This window comes from Bradyrhizobium ontarionense, from assembly GCF_021088345.1.
GTDB classification, from domain to species: domain Bacteria; phylum Pseudomonadota; class Alphaproteobacteria; order Rhizobiales; family Xanthobacteraceae; genus Bradyrhizobium; species Bradyrhizobium ontarionense.
Window position 1 is genome coordinate 742,782 of record NZ_CP088156.1, and the last position, 22,548, is coordinate 765,329.

The window sequence follows — 22,548 nt, forward strand, 5'->3', positions numbered from 1 at the left end:
ATTGGAGCTTTGTGATGATGAGACATCTGCCGGACCATGGTTTGCCGCTGGTACAGCTGAAGGAGCAGCGGCGGGACCTCGTGGTCGCACTGCAAAATCGCGCGGGTCCGGTAAGCGGCTGGGAGTTGATGCAGATTGCGGCCGTCCAGCAGGCCATTTCCGCGTTCGAGGAGGTGATTGCTGACCTCGACGCGATGGAAGCCGCTGAGATGGCCGATATCGAAGCGGCCTGATTGAGAGGCAGACGAGCCGGCGCCACGCTACGTCACGCAGCGAGATAGCGCTCCTGGAGAGCCTTGCGCGCGGCGCCGTCGACGCCCAGGCCGTCGCGCAGATAGGTGTCGAGATCGCCATAGTCCTGGCGCACGGCATCGAGAGCGGCTGCCAGGAACGAGGCTTGGACCGTTCCGATGGCCTTGAGCACGTCGTCGGGAAGCTCGGAATGAGCTGCGGCGTCACGTCGAAAGTACTGGTTGGTGAGCAGGTAGTCCTCGAGGACGACTTCGTCGGGCACGTCGAGTGCGGAGAGGACGAGAGCGCAGGCGACGCCCGTACGGTCCTTTCCTGCTGTGCAATGAATCACGAGCGGCGCGTGATCAGCCAGAAGATGGTCGAACAGAACCCGGAAGCGTGGCGTGTGGTGACGGATGTAGTTGCGATAGGATTCCCGCATCAGGTCCTGGGCATCTTCGGCCGTCAGGCGCCCCGCCGAAACCAGGGCCCGCAACGCAGGGAGGACCGTCGGCTCGATCGCCAAGGATTGCACTGCAATCTCCGCGATCGGGCACAGGCCGGCGCTTCGCTCGTCGCGACCGCGGAAGTCGAACGCGGTCCGGACGCCGAGCTGGCGGACGATCGCTACGTCCGTTTCCGTCAGTTGGCCGAGATGGTTGGACCGGAAGATCTGCCGCCAACGCACGCGGCGTCCATCCCGGCTGGGATATCCGCCCAGATCTCTGAAATTGCTGGCGCCGCGAAGGCCGAGATGGCGGGCTGGATGAAGAGGGGGCGCATCGGACATGAGCCGAATGTACGTCATGAGGCGTCCGCGTGAAACGCCGTTCGCTCAGTCTCGACGCCCAGCCGCAGCAGGGCTTACAGGGCAGTGAATGCGACGGGCCGGGTCCGGATGTCGGCCATCTCAATGCTGATCGGACGACTGGCAACGATCGAACCGGCAGTAAGGAGCGCTGACCGTAGGCCGCATTGCTGTCCTGACGAGACCCGCTTCATCGTCGGTTTCCTTCCCCACAAGATCCGCACGCTGAGGCGGGAGGCCATCAAGCAAAAGGGTCGGAACCGTATCGGTCCGACCCTTTAGCAGAAGTGCAAAAAGTGCATCGTTGAGCCTGTCGACATCACCGGTCCCACGCCGGCTTGGCTTCCTGGATCGCCTCGTCGTGATACCAGCTGCCACTATAGATGGTGGGCTGCAATGCCGGAGCGATCTGTCGGGCGGACGTCTCGCCCAGGTGACGAGGCGCGAGACCGGCCCGTCCTCCGCGTGGAAATTGGTAGATCCTTGCGGATCCCTCGGTCACGTTCGTGTCCATTACACATTCTCCTTCCTATCGGACCCCATGATGGTGCGCCCGACTCGTTCTCTTGTAGTTACTATTTTCGATATCGGTGGCTGCCCCAGAGAATGCAACATGATCAAAATGAAATCACGACTTGCGCATTTTGAGGGCAATTCAAGATTTGCCTCCTGCGAAGCAACGTGCAGGTGATTAACGCTTGGGCCCGATCAAAGGTTGCGAGGTTCGGCGTTGGCCTTTCCGAAAATGTCCAACATCTGCCGCGGCCTTGTTCGGCCGCTTTTTCGCGCCGCCGCAAATGCTGCGGAATCAAGCGGATTGTTGGCGTGCCGTTGTCGCCGTCATGCAGTCCGTGAAATCCCAGCCGCGCTGCTTTGCCGCACCCTGAGGGATAAAATCCGACTCGCGCGGTGTCTGTATCGGCCGGGTCGGATGCGGCGGGACGCCGCAGGATTTGGCACGTTCCATGCTTAAGAGTGCGCTGGCCGATCGTGGCCGGGTAAGCGGGGTGCCTTAGATTGCCGGGCTCCCACCTTTCGATAAGACAGAGAGGCTCAATGACGAAATACAAGCTCGAGTATATCTGGCTCGACGGCTACAAGCCGGTGCCGAATTTGCGCGGCAAGACACAGATCAAGGAATTTTCCTCGTTTCCGACCTTGGAACAGCTTCCTCTTTGGGGCTTTGACGGCTCGTCGACGATGCAGGCCGAAGGCCATAGCTCCGACTGCGTGCTGAAGCCGGTCGCCGTTTACCCTGACGCCGGGCGCACCAATGGCGCGCTGGTGATGTGCGAAGTGATGATGCCGGACGGCAAGACCCCGCATCCGTCCAACGCGCGCGCCACCATCCTGGACGATCCGGACGCGTGGTTCGGTTTCGAGCAGGAGTACTTCTTCTACAAGGACGGCCGCCCGCTCGGCTTCCCGGAACACGGTTACCCGGCTCCGCAGGGTCCGTACTACACCGGCGTCGGCTTCAAGAACGTCGGCGACGTCGCCCGCGAGATCGTCGAGGAGCATCTCGACCTGTGCCTCGCGGCCGGCATCAACCACGAAGGCATCAATGCCGAAGTGGCAAAGGGCCAGTGGGAATTCCAGGTGTTCGGCAAGGGCTCTCGCACGGCCGCTGACCAGATGTGGATGGCCCGCTACCTGATGCTGCGCCTGACCGAGAAGTACGGCATCGACATCGAGTTCCACTGCAAGCCGCTCGGCGACACCGACTGGAACGGCTCGGGCATGCACTGCAACTTCTCGACCAAGCACATGCGCGAAGTCGGCGGCAAGGAGTACTTCGAGAAGCTGATGGACGCGTTCAAGGACGCGCGCGCCGATCACATCGCGGTGTATGGTCCGGACAACCACATGCGCCTGACCGGCAAGCACGAGACGGCGTCGATCGACACGTTCAGCTGGGGCATTGCCGACCGCGGCGCTTCGATCCGCGTTCCGCACTCCTTCGCGAACAACGGCTACAAGGGCTATCTGGAAGACCGCCGTCCGAACTCTCAGGGCGACCCCTACCAGATCGCGTCTCAGGTGTTGAAGACGATCGCGGTGGTTCCAACCGGCGCGAAAGCCGCGGCCTAAGACGCCGAACACGATACCCCGGGGCAGGGGCTGACATGATGATCCGCCGAAGCGATCGCTTCGGCGGATCATTCGTTTGCGACCGTGCTCGTGCGAAGGGTGAGTTTTCAACTCGGGTTGCGTCAGCCGCGGACGAGCTTGCATTCTCCCTGCTGGGCACGCACCTTCCCGACCATGAAAAACGCGCTTGCAGCCTTCTGTCTTGCGGTCCTTGCTGTCATCGCCTTGTCGCACGGGGCGCGTGCCCAGTCGGCTGATCTCGTGCTGTGTGATCGCATTGCCGCCGATCCCTCCGATCCGGACAAGCCGGCCGACGTGAAGGGCTTCAGCGAGATCGCGGCGGTCGACATTCCGACTGCCATCAGGTTCTGCAAGCAGGCGTCCGGCGGTTCGCGGCGCGCGCTGTACCAGCTCGGCCGCGCCTACGCGGCCAACAAGCAGGCGACGGAGGCGCTGGCGGCATGGCGGAAGGCCGTCGACAAGGGCTCGACGGCTGCGATGGTCGAACTCGGCATCCTCTACGCGACCGGCAGTGGCGTCGCAAAGGACGAGGCACAGGCCAGCAAGCTGCTCGAGCGCGCCGCCGAAGCAGGCAATCCGCGCGGCGTCAGCAATCTCGCCGCGCTCGGTGGCGGGGCCGGGGCCGCCGATCCGGCGCGTGCGCGATCGCTCCTTGCCAAGGCCGCCGAGACCAATGCCGAGGCGCAGTATCAGCTGGGCCTGATGCTGGCCGAAGGCAAGGGCGGGACGCAGGACGACGCCGCGGCGCGCGCGATGTTCGAGAAGGCGGCCGCACAGAATCACCCCGGTGCACTGGAGCGGATGGGCGCCTTTGCCGAGCAGGGCCGTGGCGGCGCCAGGGATCGCGATACGGCCAAGACCTATTACCAGCGTGCGGCCGATCTCGGCGACGAGGATGCGAAGAAGGCGCTGAAGCGGCTGGAATGCCCTTACGTGCTCAAGGACAAGCGCGGCAACCTGGTCAGCAATCTCTGCTTCTGACGGACGCGCGGCAACGACCGCCTGCAGCGAGCGGGCTGGATCCGTCTTGATCAATCGCAAGTCCGCCATCGTCCGGCGGCGGTAAGTTTGACAAGAAGCTGCAATGTTTTGGATCCGGGAAGCGGAGTGGGCGAATGACGTATCGCAAGTGGGTGGTTGGTCTGTTGCTGGCCTGCTCGGCGGTGTCGCTGGCAACGGCGCAATCGCTGAGCACGCGGTCCAATGGAGACCAGTATCTGCCGCGGCTCGGCGACATCATGAACCTCATTCAGGTCCGCCATGCGAAGCTCTGGTTCGCCGGGCAGGCCAAGAACTGGGATCTGGCGGCCTACGAGCTGGTGCAGCTGCGGCAGAGCCTGGCCGACGCCGCGATCTTCTATTCGGGTCTTCCGGTGGACAATGTGACCACCCTGGCCCAGCCGATCCAGTCGATTTCCGATGCGATCGCCGCCAAGGATGGCAAACGCTTCGCCTCGGCCGTGACCGAGCTGACGTCGGGATGCAATGCGTGTCATGCCTCGATGGACCGCGGCTACGTTGCCATGCGCATCCCGACCGAAAAGCCGTTCGGCAACCAGGATTTCCGGCCCCCGGGTCGCTGATTTCCTCCGCGGGCGGCGGGCCGGTATCGCACCGCAAAATGCGCCTTCCACCGGGGCGGTGCATGGATTAAGAGCGGCGGCAACCTCTCCCCATGTCCTGAGCCCTCATGATCCGTCTCGATAACGTCAGCAAGCAAGTCGGTCACCAGATTCTCTTCATCGAAGCCTCCGCCGCCCTGCAAAGAGGTGAGAAGATCGGACTGGTCGGCCCCAATGGGGCCGGTAAGTCGACACTGTTCCGGATGATCTCGGGCCGCGAGCAGCCGGACGAGGGACAGGTCTCGACCGATCGCGGCATTTCCATCGGCTATTTCAACCAGGATGTCGGCGAGATGTCCGGCCGCAGCGCCGTTGCGGAGGTCATGGACGGTGCCGGGCCGGTGTCGGCGGTCGCCGCGGAGCTCAAGGAGCTCGAAGTGGCCATGGCCGATCCGGATCGGGTCGACGAGATGGACGAGATCATCGCGCGCTACGGCGAAGTGCTGGCGCGTTTCGAGGAGCTCGATGGCTACGCGCTGGACAGCCGCGCCCGCGAGGCGCTGGCCGGTCTCGGCTTCTCCGAAGAGATGATGGACAATGACGTCGGCCGGTTGTCCGGCGGCTGGAAGATGCGCGTCGCGCTGGCGCGCATCCTGCTGATGCGCCCCGATGTCATGCTGCTCGACGAGCCGTCCAACCATCTCGATCTGGAAAGCCTGATCTGGCTGGAGCATTTCCTCAAAGGTTTCGAGGGCGCGCTGCTGATGACCTCGCATGACCGCGAGTTCATCAACCGCATCATCGACAAGGTGATCGAGATCGACTGCGGCCAGCTGACGACCTATTCCGGCGACTACGAATTCTACGAGCAGCAGCGTGCGCTGAACGAGAAGCAGCAGCAGGCGCAGTACGAGCGCCAGCAGGCGATGCTTGCCAAGGAGATCAAGTTCATCGAGCGCTTCAAGGCGCGGGCGTCGCACGCCGCGCAGGTGCAGAGCCGGGTCAAGAAGCTCGACAAGATCGAGCGCGTCGAGCCGCCGAAGCGGCGCCAGACGGTGGCCTTCGAGTTTCAGCCGGCGCCGCGCTCCGGCGAGGACGTGGTTGCCTTGAAGAACGTATCCAAGACCTATGGCCGCCGCCGCATCTACGACGGGCTGGATTTCATGATCCGGCGCAGGGAGCGCTGGTGCGTGATGGGCGTCAACGGCGCAGGAAAGTCGACGCTGCTGAAGCTCGTGGCCGGCACGGCGGAGCCCGACCAGGGGGCGGTGACGGTCGGCGGCAGCGTCAAGATGGGCTATTTCGCGCAGCATGCGATGGATCTGCTCGACGGTGAAGATACGGTGTTCGAGTCGCTCGAGCATTCGTTCCCGCAGGCCGGGCAGGGCTCGCTGCGCGCGCTGGCCGGCTGCTTCGGTTTCTCCGGCGATGACGTCGAGAAACGGTGCCGGGTGCTGTCGGGCGGCGAGAAGGCGCGGCTGGTGATGGCGAAAATGCTCTATGACCCGCCGAACTTCCTGGTGCTGGACGAGCCGACCAACCATCTGGACATGGCCACCAAGGAAATGCTCATCACCGCCTTGTCCAGCTTCGAAGGCACCATGCTGTTCGTCTCGCACGACCGGCATTTCCTTGCCGCGCTCTCCAACCGCCTGCTGGAGCTGACGCCCGACGGCATCCACCAGTATGGCGGCGGCTACACCGAATACGTCGCCCGCAGCGGTCACGAGGCACCCGGGCTGCGAAGCTGAGCGTGTGCCCGGCGCCTGCTCCTCATTGTTTCAACCAACCGTCCACGATCGGGCCGGAACGCCGGAGCGCGTCGTCCATGGCTGGACCGTTGCCGGCCGTCGCCTGGCGGCCGGCCGATGGCTCGTCGAAGCCATGGCTGGCACCGGGATAGGTCGTCGTGTCGATCTGCGTGCCGGCTTGATGTGAGCGATCGGCCATGGCGCTGCAGAGCGCGGGCGAGACCTCCTCGTCATCGGCGGCGAGAAAAAGCTGGATTGGCGCCCGCGTCTTGAGCGTCGGGCCGAGCAGGGCCTTGTCGCCGCAGCCGGGATAGAACACCAGGGCCGCGCGAAAGCCCGAGGGCTCGAGGCCCTGTCGGAACAGAACATTCAGTGCGGTGCTGCCGCCGTTGGACCAGCCCTGCAGCACGATGCGGCCCGCGGCGACATCGCTGCGCTGGCGCAGAAAAGCGAGGGCGCCTTCGGCGTCGAGCGGCCGCACCGTCTTCTCGTTGACATCGGCGCGGTCCGGATCGTCATGCGTGTAACGACCGAAGCCATGGGCCTTGCCGCGCGGACCGAAGCTGTCCGGCAGCAGCGCGAGATAGCCGTGCTCGGCCCAGTAGCTGCCCCACATCACGTGACGCTTCGACAACGTGCCGGCATTGCACGGCGATGCAGGCGCGGCGCGTGACACCAGGGTGCAATCTGCGTTGACGTTGGAGGAGTACGGACCGCCGCGGCCGTGCAGCATGACGATGGCCGGAAAAGGCCCCTTGCCCTGCGGCTTGAACAGATATCCCGCGAGCTCGGTGTGACCGTCGGCGCTCGGGAAGTAGACGGTGTCGGGCTGGGCGGCGACCGCTGGTGCGAGCGACAGCGCGGCGAGCAAGGCGGCGCCGGCATTGCTCCGAGTCCCGATCATCGACAACGCATCCTCCTCGATCAGCTCTCGATCATCTCGGTGACGCGGCCGGCGAGCTGGCCGCTGCCCAGGATCGCGGTCTTCAACGATGCCTGCGGTGCGCCGCTGCCGATAGAACTCACGCTTCGCATCTGGGCCCCGCCGGACTTGGCGGCGGGGCTCCGATGTCGTCAGAACGACGTCGGCCGCGTCAGGTGCCGGCCTCGCATTTCTTCATGAAGCTGTTCTTGGCGGCACCGGCGAGCTTCTTGCCGTCGGAGCCGACCGCTTTGACTTCGCAGGACTCGGCCATGCACTTCTTCATGAACGAGGTCTTGGCGGCGCCGGCCAGCGGCTTGCCATCCTTGCCGACAGCTTTGGTGTCGCAGCTGTCTTGCGCGAAGGCGGAGCCGGCGGCGAAGGTCGCGAGCGCGGCAATCAGAAAAAACTTCTTCATGAGCGTGTCTCCTTGGGACAAACAATGTGGCGGATGGGAGCCTCAAATCTTGGCGCGATCAAGTTTTCGTCTGGTGCTATCACCCGAAATCGCGCCACCTCGGCAGAACGATTTGATCGCCATGTCGCCCGCATGCATCCGTGACGGTAACCGTGTGCTCATCGGATATCGCGTTGCAGAAATGCCGTCGTCGCCGGATCCCGCTCGCCGTTGCAATAGCGATCGAGCGCTTCCGCGAAGCTCGACGATGGAGCGACCGCGTCGAACAGCGTCATGCACGAGCGGAATTTGATGTCGTCAGGGGATCCCAGGATCTCGCGCAGCGATTTGTTCTGCACGGCGAGCACCAGGCGGGTGCATTCGAGAAGGCGCGGGCCGAGCATGGGATGGGCGAGATAGGCTTCAGCCTCCGCGCGGGAGCGGATGGCGTAGCGCTGGGCCATGGCCGAGCTGCCGAGCCCTTCGATCTGGGGAAAGATGAACCACATCCAGTGGCTTTGCTTGCGCCCGGCCGCAAGTTCGGCGGTCACGCGGGAATAAATCGAATTCTGTGCGTCGACAAATCGGCGGAGATCGTCACCATTCGTCGCCATGATTCCTCCAATCGTTTGAATAGTAACGATAATTTCGTCTCGACGGCATCGCCGGCCGGCGCGCCGCGATACGGCTGCCGGCTCGATCCGCATCAATCCGGGCTGGCGTTTGTCTAGATTATGCCGCACTCTTGCCATCCTATGTCATGACGGGTCGAATCGTACCCCTTGGGGTCGGACGCCTTCCGCAGGCGGTTCGGAAAGGGGGGTATATCGGGGACGTGATGGCTTCCAGTGAAGCAAGCGTAGAAGTGCTGTTGTCGCATGGCCGCTTCGGTCGTTCCGAAGCGATCGCCCTGGTGCTCGTGGCATTGGCGATCGCTGCGGGAGCGGCGGCATGGGTCGGTGCTGACGGCGATCGGGCGCCGACGGCAGCCGCTGCTTTGCCGACTGCGAACACCCCGTCGATGTCCTTTGAAACCCGTTTCGCGCCGGCCTCGGCCTCGGCGTCGGCCTATTCCGAAAAAGACGCCGTGCGCGCGCTGGACCGTTTCGCGTTGCGCGGCATGGACCGTCAGCTGCTCGACGCCCGCGCAGCGCTGGTGAAGGGCATGGAGTCGCGCGACCCCAACGGGCGCGACCTCGCCAACAGCGATTGGCGGCCGACCCTGACGGAAGGCAGCGCGGTCACGATGCCCGCGCCCGGCGTGCCGCTGCCGCGTCCGCGGCCGTCGGTGGCCGGCCTGCCGACCAGCCTGGTTTCGGCCAGTGCGACTGAAGCAATCGGGCGTGTCGATGATCGTTCGATTCTGCAGAAGCTGTCGGATCTGTTGCCGAGCCCGACCAAGTTCGCCTCGCTCGGGCCGGACAGCGGTATCGTGCGCGCCGACATCGATCTCGGCGCGCTCGGCTATGATCGCCAGACCGCCGTCTACGACATCAAGGCGAAGATGGTCTACCTGCCCTCGGGCTTCGGGCTCGAAGCGCATTCCGGCATGGGCAATCTCCGCGACGACCCTGAGCACGTCAATCAGCGCATGGTCGGCGCAACGCCGCCGGCGACTTACGAGCTCAAGCCGCGCGAAAGACTGTTTCACGGCGTGCGCGCCCTGCGCATGAACGTGGTGGAGGGCTCGACCCTCGGCCGGATCGGGCTCCTCACCCACCCCTATATGCTGGGACCTGAGGGCGATTCGAACGGCTGTGTCTCGATCAAGAATTACGATCGCTTCCTGAAGGCGTATGATGACGGCGAGATCAACCGACTCGTTGTCGTCGTCGGACTCGAGGCGGGCACCCCGACGCGGACCGCACAGAAGGCAGAGTGACGTCTTGTTGCTGGGCCTGTGCGCGACCACGGCGGTTACGCCCGTCGCATCTTCCGGAAGGGCCCCATGAACGATCCCGCAAACTCGGAAACGCGTCTGCGCACCACCTTCAACATCAAGGTGAACGGCAAACCGTTCATGATCTCGACGGTCGGGCAGGCGCATCAGTTCCTCACCAGCCTCAACGCGGTCGAATGGATGGAGTTCAAGTCGCTGCATGACCAGGCGATGGCGGCGCTGCAGGCGGCGGCCGACAATGCGATCATGACCGTGCAGGCCACCACCGCCGTGCGCACGCTGTTCGTGAGCGCGAAGCTGTTGTGAGGGTGGAGGGCATGGCGGGAGGCGCCTGCGATGTCGGCCTCTCGTGGTGACCGCCCGCTCGCTTTTCAGTCGGTGTCATCGCCCGGCTTGACCGGGCGATCCAGTAATCCAGGGCAGCGGTGATCAGTCGAGACGCCGCGGCGTACTGGATGCCCCGCCTGCGCGGGGCATGACAGCGGTGGAATGGGCCAAGACCTCGCTCCATCGTCATGCCGGGGCGCGCGCAGCGCGAGCCCGGCATCCATAAGCACGAGCGGCCGTGGGGGGCATGCTGATTGCTCCATCTCGCTTGATAAGTTCTGCTGCGGCGTATGGATTCTCAGATGCGCAATTGCGCATCATAGCCCGCGCCGACGCGCGCCCCGGAATGACGGCGAGTTTCTTGAGGTGCCGCTCCGCACATGACCTCAACCCTCGCAGACCTCGACATCATCCCCGCACGATTTCGCGTTCTCGCGGCGCTGATGCGTCCGAGTGATTCGTCAGTCATGCCCGCGGATAGAAGAGGGCGCGGGGAATGCCGGGATGCTGGCCGCAACCCATGGCCCGCCTGCAGAAAAGAAAGCAGGCGGCAGTCACCACAGGTTCAGCCGGACATCCGGCATTCCCCGCGCGATGGGCTTAACGGCTGCTTCGCGTTCTCCCCGGTGCGCCGGGCTTTCTGGTCACCGTTTTGCGCATGATGCTTACGCACCAGCGCGGCATCAGCGTCGGGATGCCAGGACCACGCGACTTGACCGTACGCGACGACGGCGTTCGTCGGCGCAAGATGCGCTGCGCTGCCATCGCGTCCACCGCTCCTCCCGCTCAACGTCCGTGACGACCGCGATACGCCCCTCATGCGAGCGGGAGATGACGAGACAAGAGCACCGAATCCAATTTAGGAAAAGCGGAAAATTTTTGGCGGCAGGACTGGACAGGCCAAATCAGCTTGATGCGTCAGGAGAATTTAGTTTCTGCGCGCATCGCCATTTTGGCCGGGTCAACCTCTGGATGCTGCGTTGTCGTGGAAGAATGCGCGCTGATTTGCCCGACGGGCAGCGCGATTTTTCTTTTTGATGTTTGATGTCTTGGGCGAGAAGCATGGACGAGAGTCCTGTCTCGATCGTGTGAAGTCGCTTCTGTTAGTTGTCGCGCGCAGCGGCCGCGCGCGGAGGAAAACCGTGAGGCGCAGAAGCACAAACAATCCGCGCCACGCAAAACTACGAAAGGCGTTTTTACCTCCACAGCCAAAAAGAGACAGTCTTGGACTCGCTGGCTCACCGCTTCTCTGCGACACTTCGTCCGTCGATCGATGGTGATTGACAGAGGGGACGTGCATGATCGGCAATGACGGCCGCCGCGACAGCGATGCGGCTCCACTCATGAATGGAAACCTGCCGCGCATCGTCTGCGCCTGGCTCTGTTGATCCTTTGATAATGCGGTCGCGGCGCCGAGCGCCGCGACATCGGCAGGCGTTGTCTGCCCATCATCTCGATATCGCGATGCAAGCCAACATGTGCTGCCAGGCCGGCTGCGCAAATGCCGGTTGTCGTCCTCACGCAGGCGCTGCCGGCACTCATGACCATGACGACAAGCGAGGGACGCGAATGACGACCAATGACTCTTCGATCAAGTTCGCCTATTGGGTGCCCAACGTCTCGGGTGGCCTGGTGATCTCCAAGATCGAGCAGCGGACGAGCTGGGACATCGGCTACAACAAGCGGCTGGCGCAGATCGCCGAGGCGAGCGGCTTCGACTACGCGCTGAGCCAGATCAGGTTCACCGCCGGCTACGGCGCCGAATATCAGCATGAATCAGTGTCGTTCAGCCATGCGCTGCTGGAGGCGACCACGAAGCTGAAGGTGATCGCGGCGATCCTGCCGGGACCGTGGCATCCCGCCGTCGTCGCCAAGCAGATCGCCACCATCAACCATCTCACCGAGGGCCGCGTCGCGGTGAACATCGTCAGCGGCTGGTTCCGCGGCGAGTTCGCCGCGATCGGCGAGCCCTGGCTCGACCATGACGAGCGCTATCGCCGCTCGGAGGAGTTCATCCGCGTGCTCAGGGGCATCTGGACCGAGGACAATTTCAATTTCCGCGGCGACTTCTACCGCTTCACGAACTACTCGCTGAAGCCGAAGCCGATCGATCCGCAGCCCGAGATTTTCCAGGGCGGCAGCTCGCGGGCGGCGCGCGACATGGCCTCGCGCGTGTCCGACTGGTACTTCACCAACGGCAACTCGGTCGAGGGCATCAAGGCCCAGGTCGACGACATCAGGGCCAAGGCAAAGGCCAATGGGCATTCGGTCAAGATCGGCGTCAACGCGTTCGCGATCGCGCGCGACACCGAGGCCGAGGCGCAGGCGGTGCTCAAGGACATCATCGATCAAGCCAATCCGGAGGCCGTCCATGCGTTCGCGCATGAGGTGGCGAATGCCGGAAAGGCATCGCCGGAGCGCGAAGGCAATTGGGCCAAATCGACCTTCGAGGATCTCGTCCAGTACAATGACGGCTTCAAGACCAACCTGATCGGCACGCCCCAGCAGATCGCCGAGCGCATCGTTGCGCTCAAGGACGTCGGCGTCGATCTGGTCCTGCTCGGCTTCCTGCACTTCCAGGAGGAGGTCGCCTATTTCGGCAAGCACGTGATCCCGCTGGTGCGTGAGCTCGAAGCCAAGGCCGAGGCCAAGGCAGGCGTTCGCGTCCAGGCTGCCGAGTAGGGCAGGGAGCGATGCTGTTGAGCGGGCTCACCACCTCGCTGGACGTGCTGGCCCTGGAGACATGGGCTCCAGGGACGGCCCGCCAGGTGCTCGCGGCGGAGCCGGCCAACGTGCCGGCGCACGCCGCGAGCGGCGCGCGGCGTCCGGTGCTGCGGCTCGCCAGCGTCTCGCTATCGTTCGGCGGTCTCGCCGCGCTTCGCGATGTCGATCTCGACGTCGCGGAGGGCGAGATCCGGGCGGTGATCGGCCCCAACGGCGCCGGCAAGAGTTCGCTGCTCAACGTCGTCAGCGGTCTCTACCGGCCGGACCAGGGCGAGGTATGGCTCGGCGATCATGCGTTCCGCCAGGTGCCGACAGCGCGCCTCGCGCGCCATGGCGTGGCCCGCACCTTCCAGAACCTCGCGCTGTTCAAGGGACTCTCCGTCTTCGACAATGTGCTGATGGGGCTCGCGCATCGCGTCCGCGTCGGCTTCCTCCGCCAGCTCGTCGGCACGCCCTTGGCGCGGCGGATCGAAGCCGAGAACCGCGCCGCGGCCGAGCAGGTCATCGGCTTCCTGCATCTCGCCGACATGAGCGACCGCATCGCCGGCACCTTGCCTTACGGCCTGCAGAAGCGCGTCGAGCTGGCGCGCGCCCTGGTGGCGCGGCCGAAGCTGCTGCTGCTCGACGAGCCGTTCGCCGGGGTGACCCTGAGCGAGAAGCAGGAGCTGGCGCAGCACGTGCGCAATGCGCGCGACCGCTACGGCACCACCATCGTGCTGATCGAGCACGACATCGGCATCGTGATGGAGCTGTCCGATCACATCGCCGTGCTCGACTACGGCCGCAAGATCGCCGACGGGCCGCCGGCCGAGATCCGCACCAACCAGGCCGTCATCGATGCCTATCTCGGCGTCGCCCATGAAGACGAAACGGAGCTCGCGATCTGATGTTCGACTATCAATTCCTGATCGAGGTGCTGGTCGGCGGGCTGCTCTCCGGGGTGATGTACTCGCTGGTCGCGATCGGCTTCGTGCTGATCTACAAGACCTCGGGCGTGCTCAATTTCGCGCAAGGCGCGATGCTGCTGTTCGCCGCGCTGACCTTCGTCAGCCTGGTCGAGCGCGGTACGCCGTTCGCGCTGGCGCTGCTCGCGACGCTCGCCATCATGGTCGCGCTGGGCATCACGATCGAGCGTGCCGTGCTGCGGCCGCTGATCAACCAGCCGCCGATCACGCTGTTCATGGCCACCCTCGGCCTGTCCTACGTCATCGAGGGGGCGGCGCAGCTGCTGTGGGGAACGCAGGTGCACGGGTTGGACATCGGCGTCAGCGACATCCCGTTCGATATCGGCGGTGTCTTCATCAGCCGCTTCGACCTGTTCGCCGCCGCGGTCGCCGGCAGTCTCGTGGCGCTGTTCACGCTGTTCTTCCGCTACACCCGCACCGGGCTCGCGTTCCGCGCCGTCGCCGACGATCAGTTCGCCGCGCTGGCGGTCGGCCTGCGGCTGCCGCGGGTGTGGGCGGCGGTGTGGACGGCCGCCGGCATCGTGGCGCTGGTTGCGGGCCTGCTGTGGGGCGCGCGGCTCGGGGTGCAGTTCTCGCTGTCGCTGGTCGTGCTGAAGGCGCTGCCGGTGCTGGTGCTCGGCGGCTTCGACTCCATCACTGGCGCCATCGTGGGGGGCCTGCTGATCGGCGCCATCGAGAAGCTCGCCGAGGTCTATGTCGGGCCGTTCTTCGGCGGCGGCATCGAGGCCTGGGCGGCCTATGTCGTGGCGCTGGCGCTGTTGCTGGTGCGCCCCTCCGGCCTGTTCGGCCAGAAGCTGGTGGAGCGGGTGTAGGCCATGACGACGATCATCGATACGGCTCCCGCTCCTGCGAGATCAGCGTGGCTTGCTCCGAATGTGTTCGGCGTCGTGCTGCTGCTCCTGCTCGCTTATGGCCTCGTGCCGCTGATCGGCTCCGACTACCTGATGGACGCCGTGCTGACGCCGTTCCTGGCGTTGGCGCTGGCGGCCGTCGGGCTGAACGTGCTGACCGGCTATGCCGGCCAGGTCTCGCTGGGCTCGGCGGCGTTCCTCGCGGTCGGCGCTTATGCGGCCTACAATCTCAATTTGAGATTGCCGGCACTGCCGCTGCTCGCCGACATCGTGCTAGCCGGTGGCATCGCAGCCGCCGTCGGCATCGTATTCGGCCTGCCCAGTCTGCGGCTGCGCGGCTTCTATCTCGCGGTCTCGACGCTCGCGGCGCAGTTCTTCGTGCAGTGGGCGCTGACCAAGTTCGGCTGGTTCTCCAACGACAACGCCTCCGGCGTGATCGACGCGCCGGTGCTCCGCGTGGGCAGCCTGACCTTCACCTCGGCGACTGGCCGCTACGTGTTCTCGCTGACAACGGTGTTGATCGCCACCGCGCTGACGGCGCGGCTGCTGGCGTCACAGACCGGCCGCAACTTCATCGCGGTGCGCGATCACGAGGTCGCGGCCAAGGTGATCGGCGTGCCGCTGCTGCGCACCAAGCTGCTCGCCTTCGGGTTCTCGTCGTTCCTGATCGGCGTCGCCGGCGTGCTCTGGGCGTTCGCTTATCTGCGCACGGTCGAGCCGGCCGGCTTCAATCTCGATCGCTCGTTCCAGATCCTGTTCATCATCATCATCGGCGGGCTGGCCTCGCTGCGCGGCGCCTTCGTCGGCGCGGCCTTCATCGTCGTCTTTCCGTTGCTGCTGTCGCGGCTCGGCGCCGCCGTTCTCGGCGGCGTGTTCGACTCCGGCGTGCTCGAAATGAGCCAGCGCATCGTCATCGGCGCGCTGATCATCGCGGTCCTGATCGCCGAGCCGCGCGGCCTGATCGCGCTGGTCGATCGCGCCACGAGCGCGGTGCGCCGCCTCCGTTCATCCCAGACCTGAACCACCCACCAGAAGGAGATCATGATGACGACGTTCAGACGCGCGAAGCTGGCTTTGGGGGTGGCGCTCGCCCTCGGCCTTGCCACAAGTTTGCCGGCCAAGGCCGACGAGCAGTTCTTCCCGCTGCAGAGCTACCGGGTCGGCCCCTATGCGGCCGGCGGCACCGGCTTCTTCGGCGGCTTCATCGACTATCTCAATTTGATCAACACCCGCGACGGCGGCGTCAATGGCGTCAGGCTGACCTGGGACGAGGGCGAGACCCAGTACGAGGTCGAGCGTGGCGTCGAGGTCTATGAGCGGCTGAAGAGCCGGCCGGGCGTCGCCGCCTGGAATCCGCTCTCGGTCGGCATCGCCTATGCGATGATCGACCGCATCAGCAAGGACAAGGTGCCGCTGATCACGATCAATCACGGCCGCACGGATTCCACCGACGGTCGCGTCTTTCCTTATGTCTTCCCGCTGCTGCTCAATCCCTACAGCGAGACCTCGGGCATCGTGAACTACATCGCCAACCGCGAGGGCGGGCCGGAGAAGCTGAAGGGCAAGAAGCTGGTCGTGCTCTATCACGGCTCTCCTTACGGCAAGGAGACGATCCCGATCTACAAGCTGCTCGCGGACAAATACGGCTTCGAGCTCGAGCAGATCGAGGTGCCGCATCCCGGCAACGAGCAGCAGTCGCAATGGCTGTCGATCCGCCGCGCCAAGGCCGACTATGTCGTGCTGCGCGGCTGGGGCGTGATGAATCCGGTGGCGCTGAAGACCGCGCAGAAGACAGGCTTCCCGGTCGACCACATCATCGGCAACGTCTGGTCCAATTCGGAGGAAGACGTGATCCCGGCCGGCGACGCTGCCAAGGGCTATGTCGCCATCACGACGCAGGCCTCGGGTGCCGAATATCCGGTGCTGCAGGAGGTCATCAAGACCGTCTACGGCGCCGGCAAGGGCAATCTCGACGACAAGAAGCGGATCGGCAGCGTCTACCACAATCTCGGCATCGTGAACGGCATCCTCAATGTCGAGGCGGTCAGGATCGCGCAGGAGAAGTTCGGCAAGCGGACCTTGACCGGCGACGAGGTGCGCTGGGGTTTTGAGCATCTCGCTCTCGATCCGGCCCGCGTCGAGGCGCTCGGCGCCAAGGGCCTGTTCCACTCGATCAACGTCACCTGGGACAATCACGAGGGCAATGGCCGCGTGACGTTCCAGCAATGGGACGGCGCCAAGTGGAAGGTCGTCTCCGACTGGATCTCGCCGGACTGGGCAGCGCTGCGGCCGATCATCGAGAAGTCGTCGACGGCCTATGCGCAGGAGCACGGCATCAAGATCCGCACCTCCGGCGACGATCCGGTCGGGCAGTGAGACCTGCATGCGCGGGAGCCAGTCTCCCGCGCATCTCTCCCAAGGATGATCCATCATGAGCGACGTGCTGCTGTCGGTCGAGCATCTGGCCGCGACCTACGACCAAGCCATCCGCGCGGTCAGCGACGTGTCGTTCACGGTCGCGCGCGGCGAGATCGTCGCCGTGCTCGGCGCCAACGGCGCCGGCAAGTCGACGACCCTGCAGGCGGTGTCGGCGCTGCTGCCGGCGCGCCGTGGCCAGATCACCAGCGGACGCATCGTCTATGACGGACGTGACGTGTCGACGTCATCGGCGGCGGCGCTGGTGCGTGCCGGGCTCGTGCCGGTGCTGGAAGGCCGGCATTGCTTCGCATCGCTGACGGTCGAGGAGAATCTGATCACCGGCGCGATCGGCCGCGATGCCTGGCGAGGCGAGATCAGCGCCGATCTCGACCGCGTCTACGCGCTGTTTCCGCAGCTCACGCGGCATCGCCGTTCGGTGGCCGGGCTCACCTCCGGCGGCGAGCAGCAGATGACGGCGATCGGACGGGCGCTGATGTCGCGGCCGAGGCTGCTGGTGCTCGACGAGCCGTCGATGGGGCTGGCGCCGCTGGTGGTCGAAGGCATTTTTCGTGCGCTCAAGCGGCTCAATGGCGAGGAGGGGCTATCGATCCTGGTCGCCGAGCAGAATTCCACCGTGGCGCTGCGCTTCGCCGACCACGCCATTGTCCTGGAAGGCGGCCGCAGTGTGCTCGCAGGGTCGGCGCGCGAGCTCAGGCAGCGCCCCGACATCAAGCATCTCTATCTCGGCGGCGCGACAGCGTCGCCGGCTTCAACCCAGGCCGTGGCCTGACTTCACCATCAAAGGAGACCGTTCATGGCGACCAGCACTGCCGCACGCAAGATCGAGGACAGCCCATACCCGCAGCTCGACGCCATCGTCGAGCAGGTGATCAAGGCCAATGCCGACCGCAACGACCGCGAAGGGCGCTTCCCGCGCGAGAACCTGCTCGCGCTCGCCGAGGCCGGCTGGACCGGCATCCTGAACGAGCCGCGGTTCGGCGGGCTCGGGCTCGGCCATGTCGACTTCGCCGAGGCCGCCTACCGCATCGGCCAGGCCGATGCCTCGAGTGGGCTCGTCTTCGTCATGCATGTCGGCGCGGCGCAGACCATCAACCTGTTCGGCAGCGACGACCAGAAGGAGCGCTGGCTGAAGGCGGACGGTGGCCGGCTGCTCGGCACCTATTCGACCAGCGAGCGCGCCACCGGCGGCCACTGGTGGTACAATCTCTCCGAAGCCTCGCGCGACGGCGAGGACTACCGCCTCAACGCCGACAAGTCGTTCACGACGAGCTCCGGCCAGGCCGACTTCTATGTCGCGCAGACCCGCTCGCCCGGCGCCAAGGACCAGGCCGACATCATCTTCTTCATCGTCGATGGCAAGGCCGAGGGCATCCAGTCACGGCCGTGGGAGGCGCTCGGCGTCCGCGCCAATCATTCCGGCGCGATCAGCTACAAGAACGTGCACGTGCCCAAGCGCGACCGGCTCGGCGCCGAGGGGCAGGGCAAGGAGATCATCTATGACGGCGTCTCGCCGGTCTATCTGATCGGCCTCGGCGCGGTCTGGGAGGGGCTGGCGCGCGGCGTGCTCAATGCTGCGGTCGCGCACACCACGGGCTTCGTCCACAAGGATCGCAACAAGAGCCTGTCGGATTACCAGGCGATCCGGCAGGAGCTCGGGGCTGCCAAGGTGCTGGTCGAGAGCCTGCGTCCGTGGCGGATCGAGCTGGCGCACAAGCTCGACGAGCTCTGGCGCGCCGGCAAGCCGCAGAGCGAGATCCTGATCCCGCTGACCGAATTCAAGGTGCATGCGGCCGAGGTCGCCAACAAGGTGGCGTCATCGGCGCTGACGGTGACCGGCGGCTATGGCTACCACCGCGGCCCGATCGAGCGGGCGTTCCGCGATGCACGCGCGGCGATCGCGATGGGGCCGTCCAACATCATTGCGCGGGAATGGATCGGCAAGGCCCAGGTCGGCCTGCCGCTCGAACTGTTCTACGAGGGCGGCGAGTAACGGCGGCGCGTGGTGCCGCGGCCGCGGCGTCAGTCGGCCAATTCGGCGGCGTCGAGCGCGCTCTCCTCGCGCTCGGCTGTCGCGGCCTGAGTCTGATCGACCGTGTTGGCCGCCTCGAGAGTCTCGAAATCGTCTTCGGCGATCTCCTGCACCTCGGAGCCGGCGGTCTCGACCGCTTCGGCCGCGAGTTCGGCGGCCACGATCGCCTCCGGCTCGGCATCGCCGGCGACCGGCTCAGCAAACATGTTGGGCGCTGGAACGGTCGTGGCGACGAACGGGCGCGGCGTCGGCTTGTACCAGGACGAGAACTTCTCGGTCAGGCTTGCTTCGAACGCGGCGAGCGGATGGCTGTTGCCCTCCTCGTCGGTGATGACGACCTGCCAGCCCTCGGCCTCCATCACCTTCGCATTGGCGAGCACGATCAGGGCGCTTTCGCGCTGCTTGCGGATCTTCTGAGAGTCCCGCTCAGCCACCATCGTGTACGCCATGATTCTGCTCCCACGCATGAACTCGGGGCGACGGCCCGGAGCGCCGTCACTACGCCGCGAGAGTGTGAGCGTCGCTGGGCCGGATTGCGTTCGCCTAATGACAATTTGACGGCGCTTCACGGGTTCCGAAGCCGGTGAAGGAGTCGAAGATGCAACAGCCGGCAAAATAGTGGTGCAGGGAGACGAGCGCTTGTTGAAGGCGCGCCTCGACGTGTCATGATTTGATTCTGCGGCGGCAACTGCTTCGCGTGGTCAGCGAGAGCAGCGGGTGAACTGGGCAAACAGCGGGCGAATTGGGGACTCTGATGCGAACTCATCTGTTCAGGATGCGGAACTGGAATGTGGCGATGGCGGGGCTGGCGCTGGCGATGGTTGCGACGCCGCGCGCGAGCCACGCCTTCACCGAAGACGACCAGCGGCGGCTGTGCACCGGCGATGTGTTCCGGCTGTGCTCGTCGGAAATTCCCGATCGTGACCGCATCATCGCCTGCATGATGAAGCAGCGCGCCAGCCTGAGCGACGGCTGCCGCAGCGTGTTCGGACGGCCGTCCGAGCGCTCGGCTTCGGCCACGGTGACCCGGTAGGCCTTCACCATCGGCGATGGCGGCGCAAGTCGCCTTGGCCGCACGCTTTCGAACGCAACTCTCTCCGACAATTTAAAACAACGATCACGCGCCGCCGATCCGGCACTGCCAGGATCTGCGGCGTGACCATCATCACATCATGAGAGAGCGCGCGGCACAGGCGTGATCGCATCGTTCTCAAGCGTGGTAGACTGGCGCGGATCAACCGGCCAGGAGTTGACCCGCCATGAGCTTCCGCATCCTCGTCTTCTATGGCTCCTATCGCGCCGACCGGATGGGCATCCGGCTGGCGCAATTCGTGGTCGACGGTATCAGCGCCAAGGGACAGGATGTCGAACTGATCGACGCCAAGGCGGTCGGCCTGCCGATGCTCGACCGCATGTACAAGGAATACAAGCCGGGTGAGGCCCCGCCTGCCATGGCGGAGCTCGCGGCCAAGATCCGTGCCGCCGACGGCTTCGTGTTCGTCACCGGCGAGTACAATTGGGGCATGCAGCCGGGACTGAAGAACCTCACCGACCACTTCCTCGAGGAATGGTTCTGGCGCCCCGCCGCGATCGCGAGCTACTCGGCGGGCCGGCTCTCGGGCGCGCGCGCTGCGACCGCGTGGCACGGCACCTTGTCGGAGATGGGCATGGTCGTGGTGTCGAGCACGCTCGCGGTCGGGCCGATCGGACAGTCGCTGTCGGCCGACGGCAAGCCCGTGGGCGATGCCGGCAAGGCGCTGGAGCGGGCGTTCCCGCGCTTTGCCGACGATCTGTTGTGGTGGGCCGAGGCGGGCAAGGAACAGCGGGCGCGCAAGGCGCCGCCCTATTGAGCCGGGTGGCCCGTCCCGTGGAGGGCCGAAGCGCAAGGCGCGCTCCGGCCCTCGCGCATCATGGCTGCTACCGCGCAGCGCTGCTCGGCGTGTTGGTCACCGACCGCTGGCGAGCCGGCGCGCTGGCCGCCTGGCCCTGACCCTGGCAGGGCAGCTCCATCCAGCTCCCGTCGGGAGCCTGCTGGTAGGCGCGGCACGGGGAGGACGAGGTGGTCTGATCGTCCGCCTTGGGCGTCTGGTTGGGCGTCTGGGAATTCTTCGCCAGTGCGGGGGCCGCCGTCACGACGACGGCAGCCAGCGAACCGGCGAAGATCATTGGGGTGATCCGCATCCTCAGGTTCTCCTGCTCGAAGCACCGACGTTTCAGAGCCGGATTGTGGAAACTTTGAGGCAAAATGCGCGTCCGGCAACGCCATCCTTAAGCATCGTTTGCCGGTTCGCCGGCCGCGTTAACGCTCATGCGCGAGGCGGCCGTGCGCGTGGCGACTGTGGCAGGATGTGGGCTGGTGTTGCGCCACCGGCGGCGCTAAGAGCGACGTGACGCGCGAAAGCGCCCTCACGGCCTCATGCCGCACTCCGATCGGGGCGCTGCGTTCGGTCAACGGACGTCGGCGAAGCCGCCGGCGCTTCGACATCAGCCGCATGGACGACACGTCGTGGCGGCTCGCGCGCGAGCGGGCGAGGGGGGATCGCGCAGGCTTGAAGGCTGTGCGAGCATGAGCAGACCACGATTGCCCTCACTGATTGCGCTGCGTGCCTTCGAGGCGGTCGGGCGCCGGGGCAGCGTCCGTGCCGCCGGCGAGGAACTCGCCGTCAGCCATACCGTGGTCTCGCGCCATCTCCAGAACCTGCAGCGAAGCCTGGGCGTGGCGCTGGTGCGCGCGGAGGGGCGCGGCATCGCGCTCACCGATGCCGGGCGCCTGTTTCACGCCGAGGTCACCCAGGCCTTCGACATCATCGCCCGCGCCACCACCTCGGCCCGTCCGGCGGCACGTCCCACCCTGAACATCTGGTGCATTCCCGGTCTCGCCAACCGCCGACTGCTGCCGCGGCTGCCCGAGCTGACCGGCCCGCCGCGCAATTGGGACATCAACCTGCAGCCGACGCTGTCGCATCCCGACCTGCAGCGCGGTGAGGCCGATGCCGAGATCGTCTACACCGAGGCGATCGACACCAGGGGCGCGCTGATGGCCGAGGAGCTGGTGCGTCCGCGCGTGTTCCCGGTGGCGAGCCCGGCCTATCTGGCGCGGTTTCCAGCGCTGGCCTCACTCGGCGATCTGGCCAAGGCCGCATTGATCCACGAGGAGTCCACCGAGCAGTGGGAGCGCTGGTTCGCGCTCGCCGGGCATCCGGAGCCGGTCACGCTGCGCGGACAGCGGCTGTGGCACGCGCATCTGGCGATCGAGGCCGCACGCTTCGGCCAGGGCGTGGCCCTCGCCAACGAGGTGCTGGTGGCCGACGATGTGCACAGCGGCGCGCTCGTCGAGGTGATCCCGTCGTCGATTCATTTGGGGGCCTACCAACTCGTGGCGCTCAAGGAGCGCTGGGACGAGCCCGCCATCGTCGCGCTGCGGGCCTGGCTGAAGAAGGTGCTCGCCGCGTAGTTGACCCTGTCGCACCGATCCGGGCGTCTGGTGCATAAAAGCCACCCATCGTGCGGAACAAGCTGATTGATCGCGC

The 22,548-nt window shown here is 65.5% G+C and carries 25 protein-coding genes; 18 read left to right on the forward strand and 7 right to left on the reverse strand.

Features of this window, described 5'->3' with window-relative positions; genetic code table 11:
• Window positions 1–14: 14 nt before the first annotated feature.
• Window positions 15–233 (forward strand): hypothetical protein, encoded by a 219-nt coding sequence (locus tag LQG66_RS03165; protein ID WP_231323319.1) that lies wholly within the window; start codon window positions 15–17, stop codon window positions 231–233.
• A gap of 32 nt (window positions 234–265) precedes the next feature.
• On the opposite strand, the gene LQG66_RS03170 is transcribed toward LQG66_RS03165, so the two are convergent.
• Together LQG66_RS03170 and LQG66_RS03175 are read right to left on the reverse strand one after the other, a co-directional pair.
• Window positions 266–1,039: a tyrosine-protein phosphatase gene (locus LQG66_RS03170; protein WP_231323321.1), complete on the reverse strand. Its 774-nt coding sequence runs from the start codon at window positions 1,037–1,039 to the stop codon at window positions 266–268.
• Window positions 1,040–1,358: 319 nt separating this feature from the next.
• Window positions 1,359–1,553, reverse strand: coding sequence for a DUF2735 domain-containing protein (locus LQG66_RS03175; protein ID WP_231323323.1), 195 nt, complete (start codon window positions 1,551–1,553; stop codon window positions 1,359–1,361).
• A 542-nt stretch (window positions 1,554–2,095) separates the two neighbouring features.
• Here LQG66_RS03175 and LQG66_RS03180 point away from each other — a divergent pair.
• The 4 genes from LQG66_RS03180 to LQG66_RS03195 all read left to right on the forward strand — a co-directional run bounded on the left by LQG66_RS03180 (window position 2,096) and on the right by LQG66_RS03195 (window position 6,464).
• Window positions 2,096–3,130 (forward strand): glutamine synthetase beta-grasp domain-containing protein, encoded by a 1,035-nt coding sequence (locus LQG66_RS03180; RefSeq protein WP_231323326.1) that lies wholly within the window; start codon window positions 2,096–2,098, stop codon window positions 3,128–3,130.
• Between the two features lie 174 nt (window positions 3,131–3,304).
• Window positions 3,305–4,132, forward strand: coding sequence for a tetratricopeptide repeat protein (locus LQG66_RS03185; RefSeq protein WP_231323328.1), 828 nt, complete (start codon window positions 3,305–3,307; stop codon window positions 4,130–4,132).
• Between the two features lie 134 nt (window positions 4,133–4,266).
• On the forward strand, window positions 4,267–4,734 hold the full coding sequence (locus LQG66_RS03190) for a hypothetical protein (RefSeq protein WP_231323331.1): 468 nt from the start codon (window positions 4,267–4,269) through the stop codon (window positions 4,732–4,734).
• A gap of 107 nt (window positions 4,735–4,841) precedes the next feature.
• On the forward strand, window positions 4,842–6,464 hold the full coding sequence (locus LQG66_RS03195; protein ID WP_231323333.1) for an ABC-F family ATP-binding cassette domain-containing protein: 1,623 nt from the start codon (window positions 4,842–4,844) through the stop codon (window positions 6,462–6,464).
• A gap of 22 nt (window positions 6,465–6,486) precedes the next feature.
• Here LQG66_RS03195 and LQG66_RS03200 read toward each other — a convergent pair whose 3' ends face one another.
• The 3 genes from LQG66_RS03200 to LQG66_RS03210 all read right to left on the reverse strand — a co-directional run bounded on the left by LQG66_RS03200 (window position 6,487) and on the right by LQG66_RS03210 (window position 8,397).
• Window positions 6,487–7,368 carry a dienelactone hydrolase family protein gene (locus LQG66_RS03200; RefSeq protein WP_231323335.1) on the reverse strand — a complete coding sequence of 294 codons (882 nt, stop codon included), beginning with the start codon at window positions 7,366–7,368 and terminating at the stop codon, window positions 6,487–6,489.
• 190 nt (window positions 7,369–7,558) lie between these two features.
• Window positions 7,559–7,804: a hypothetical protein gene (locus LQG66_RS03205; protein ID WP_231323337.1), complete on the reverse strand. Its 246-nt coding sequence runs from the start codon at window positions 7,802–7,804 to the stop codon at window positions 7,559–7,561.
• 158 nt (window positions 7,805–7,962) lie between these two features.
• Window positions 7,963–8,397, reverse strand: coding sequence for a DUF1810 domain-containing protein (locus LQG66_RS03210; RefSeq protein ID WP_231327675.1), 435 nt, complete (start codon window positions 8,395–8,397; stop codon window positions 7,963–7,965).
• Window positions 8,398–8,621: 224 nt separating this feature from the next.
• Here LQG66_RS03210 and LQG66_RS03215 point away from each other — a divergent pair, with 224 nt between their 5' ends.
• The 10 genes from LQG66_RS03215 (at window position 8,622) to LQG66_RS03260 (ending at window position 18,979) form a co-directional block, all read left to right on the forward strand.
• Window positions 8,622–9,665, forward strand: a complete 1,044-nt coding sequence (locus tag LQG66_RS03215) for a DUF2778 domain-containing protein (protein WP_231323339.1) — start codon at window positions 8,622–8,624, stop codon at window positions 9,663–9,665.
• 66 nt (window positions 9,666–9,731) lie between these two features.
• Window positions 9,732–9,989, forward strand: a complete 258-nt coding sequence (locus LQG66_RS03220; RefSeq protein WP_231323341.1) for a hypothetical protein — start codon at window positions 9,732–9,734, stop codon at window positions 9,987–9,989.
• 852 nt (window positions 9,990–10,841) lie between these two features.
• Entirely contained in the window at window positions 10,842–11,048 is a 207-nt protein-coding gene (locus LQG66_RS03225) for a hypothetical protein (protein WP_231323343.1), read from the forward strand.
• 531 nt (window positions 11,049–11,579) lie between these two features.
• Window positions 11,580–12,692 carry a dimethylsulfone monooxygenase SfnG gene (gene sfnG / locus LQG66_RS03230; protein WP_231323345.1) on the forward strand — a complete coding sequence of 371 codons (1,113 nt, stop codon included), beginning with the start codon at window positions 11,580–11,582 and terminating at the stop codon, window positions 12,690–12,692.
• An 11-nt stretch (window positions 12,693–12,703) separates the two neighbouring features.
• Complete coding sequence (locus LQG66_RS03235) at window positions 12,704–13,621, forward strand: ABC transporter ATP-binding protein (RefSeq protein ID WP_231323347.1); 918 nt, start codon at window positions 12,704–12,706, stop codon at window positions 13,619–13,621.
• Window positions 13,621–14,511, forward strand: coding sequence for a branched-chain amino acid ABC transporter permease (locus LQG66_RS03240; protein WP_231323349.1), 891 nt, complete (start codon window positions 13,621–13,623; stop codon window positions 14,509–14,511). Before LQG66_RS03235 ends, LQG66_RS03240 begins: the two co-directional genes overlap by 1 nt.
• Before the next feature lie 3 nt (window positions 14,512–14,514).
• Window positions 14,515–15,570 (forward strand): branched-chain amino acid ABC transporter permease, encoded by a 1,056-nt coding sequence (locus LQG66_RS03245; RefSeq protein ID WP_231323351.1) that lies wholly within the window; start codon window positions 14,515–14,517, stop codon window positions 15,568–15,570.
• 24 nt (window positions 15,571–15,594) lie between these two features.
• Entirely contained in the window at window positions 15,595–16,926 is a 1,332-nt protein-coding gene (locus tag LQG66_RS03250; RefSeq protein ID WP_231323354.1) for an ABC transporter substrate-binding protein, read from the forward strand.
• A 55-nt stretch (window positions 16,927–16,981) separates the two neighbouring features.
• Window positions 16,982–17,758, forward strand: a complete 777-nt coding sequence (locus LQG66_RS03255) for an ABC transporter ATP-binding protein (protein ID WP_231323356.1) — start codon at window positions 16,982–16,984, stop codon at window positions 17,756–17,758.
• 24 nt (window positions 17,759–17,782) lie between these two features.
• Window positions 17,783–18,979, forward strand: coding sequence for an acyl-CoA dehydrogenase family protein (locus LQG66_RS03260; protein ID WP_231323358.1), 1,197 nt, complete (start codon window positions 17,783–17,785; stop codon window positions 18,977–18,979).
• A 29-nt stretch (window positions 18,980–19,008) separates the two neighbouring features.
• Here the strand turns inward: LQG66_RS03260 and LQG66_RS03265 are convergent, their stop codons facing one another.
• A complete protein-coding gene (locus tag LQG66_RS03265; protein WP_231323360.1) occupies window positions 19,009–19,467 on the reverse strand; it encodes a hypothetical protein in 459 nt (152 codons plus the stop codon).
• Between the two features lie 305 nt (window positions 19,468–19,772).
• Here LQG66_RS03265 and LQG66_RS03270 point away from each other — a divergent pair, with 305 nt between their 5' ends.
• The gene (locus LQG66_RS03270; protein WP_231323362.1) at window positions 19,773–20,051 is read left to right on the forward strand and encodes a hypothetical protein; all 279 of its coding nucleotides are present in this window, start codon (window positions 19,773–19,775) and stop codon (window positions 20,049–20,051) included.
• Window positions 20,052–20,277: 226 nt separating this feature from the next.
• Window positions 20,278–20,868: an NADPH-dependent FMN reductase gene (locus LQG66_RS03275; protein WP_231323364.1), complete on the forward strand. Its 591-nt coding sequence runs from the start codon at window positions 20,278–20,280 to the stop codon at window positions 20,866–20,868.
• Window positions 20,869–20,935: 67 nt separating this feature from the next.
• On the opposite strand, the gene LQG66_RS03280 is transcribed toward LQG66_RS03275, so the two are convergent.
• Window positions 20,936–21,199 (reverse strand): hypothetical protein, encoded by a 264-nt coding sequence (locus tag LQG66_RS03280; RefSeq protein ID WP_231323366.1) that lies wholly within the window; start codon window positions 21,197–21,199, stop codon window positions 20,936–20,938.
• Between the two features lie 385 nt (window positions 21,200–21,584).
• Between LQG66_RS03280 and LQG66_RS03285 the strand changes: the two genes are divergently transcribed.
• The gene (locus LQG66_RS03285) at window positions 21,585–22,472 is read left to right on the forward strand and encodes a LysR substrate-binding domain-containing protein (protein ID WP_231323368.1); all 888 of its coding nucleotides are present in this window, start codon (window positions 21,585–21,587) and stop codon (window positions 22,470–22,472) included.
• Window positions 22,473–22,548 lie beyond the last annotated feature (76 nt).

Bases quoted from the DNA above. Each gene is read 5' to 3' on its own strand.
- LQG66_RS03165 (WP_231323319.1), top strand. From the start codon at position 15: ATGATGAGACATCTGCCGGACCATGGTTTGCCGCTGGTACAGCTGAAG.
- LQG66_RS03265 (WP_231323360.1), bottom strand. From the start codon at position 19,467: ATGGCGTACACGATGGTGGCTGAGCGGGACTCTCAGAAGATCCGCAAG.
- LQG66_RS03275 (WP_231323364.1), top strand. From the start codon at position 20,278: ATGAGCTTCCGCATCCTCGTCTTCTATGGCTCCTATCGCGCCGACCGG.
- LQG66_RS03260 (WP_231323358.1), top strand. From the start codon at position 17,783: ATGGCGACCAGCACTGCCGCACGCAAGATCGAGGACAGCCCATACCCG.
- LQG66_RS03175 (WP_231323323.1), bottom strand. From the start codon at position 1,553: ATGGACACGAACGTGACCGAGGGATCCGCAAGGATCTACCAATTTCCA.
- LQG66_RS03285 (WP_231323368.1), top strand. From the start codon at position 21,585: ATGAGCAGACCACGATTGCCCTCACTGATTGCGCTGCGTGCCTTCGAG.
- LQG66_RS03225 (WP_231323343.1), top strand. From the start codon at position 10,842: ATGACGAGACAAGAGCACCGAATCCAATTTAGGAAAAGCGGAAAATTT.
- LQG66_RS03255 (WP_231323356.1), top strand. From the start codon at position 16,982: ATGAGCGACGTGCTGCTGTCGGTCGAGCATCTGGCCGCGACCTACGAC.
- LQG66_RS03200 (WP_231323335.1), bottom strand. From the start codon at position 7,368: ATGATCGGGACTCGGAGCAATGCCGGCGCCGCCTTGCTCGCCGCGCTG.
- sfnG (WP_231323345.1), top strand. From the start codon at position 11,580: ATGACGACCAATGACTCTTCGATCAAGTTCGCCTATTGGGTGCCCAAC.
- LQG66_RS03280 (WP_231323366.1), bottom strand. From the start codon at position 21,199: ATGCGGATCACCCCAATGATCTTCGCCGGTTCGCTGGCTGCCGTCGTC.
- LQG66_RS03185 (WP_231323328.1), top strand. From the start codon at position 3,305: ATGAAAAACGCGCTTGCAGCCTTCTGTCTTGCGGTCCTTGCTGTCATC.
- LQG66_RS03250 (WP_231323354.1), top strand. From the start codon at position 15,595: ATGACGACGTTCAGACGCGCGAAGCTGGCTTTGGGGGTGGCGCTCGCC.
- LQG66_RS03240 (WP_231323349.1), top strand. From the start codon at position 13,621: ATGTTCGACTATCAATTCCTGATCGAGGTGCTGGTCGGCGGGCTGCTC.
- LQG66_RS03220 (WP_231323341.1), top strand. From the start codon at position 9,732: ATGAACGATCCCGCAAACTCGGAAACGCGTCTGCGCACCACCTTCAAC.
- LQG66_RS03235 (WP_231323347.1), top strand. From the start codon at position 12,704: ATGCTGTTGAGCGGGCTCACCACCTCGCTGGACGTGCTGGCCCTGGAG.
- LQG66_RS03180 (WP_231323326.1), top strand. From the start codon at position 2,096: ATGACGAAATACAAGCTCGAGTATATCTGGCTCGACGGCTACAAGCCG.
- LQG66_RS03170 (WP_231323321.1), bottom strand. From the start codon at position 1,039: ATGACGTACATTCGGCTCATGTCCGATGCGCCCCCTCTTCATCCAGCC.
- LQG66_RS03270 (WP_231323362.1), top strand. From the start codon at position 19,773: ATGCGAACTCATCTGTTCAGGATGCGGAACTGGAATGTGGCGATGGCG.
- LQG66_RS03195 (WP_231323333.1), top strand. From the start codon at position 4,842: ATGATCCGTCTCGATAACGTCAGCAAGCAAGTCGGTCACCAGATTCTC.
- LQG66_RS03245 (WP_231323351.1), top strand. From the start codon at position 14,515: ATGACGACGATCATCGATACGGCTCCCGCTCCTGCGAGATCAGCGTGG.
- LQG66_RS03190 (WP_231323331.1), top strand. From the start codon at position 4,267: ATGACGTATCGCAAGTGGGTGGTTGGTCTGTTGCTGGCCTGCTCGGCG.
- LQG66_RS03210 (WP_231327675.1), bottom strand. From the start codon at position 8,397: ATGGCGACGAATGGTGACGATCTCCGCCGATTTGTCGACGCACAGAAT.
- LQG66_RS03215 (WP_231323339.1), top strand. From the start codon at position 8,622: ATGGCTTCCAGTGAAGCAAGCGTAGAAGTGCTGTTGTCGCATGGCCGC.
- LQG66_RS03205 (WP_231323337.1), bottom strand. From the start codon at position 7,804: ATGAAGAAGTTTTTTCTGATTGCCGCGCTCGCGACCTTCGCCGCCGGC.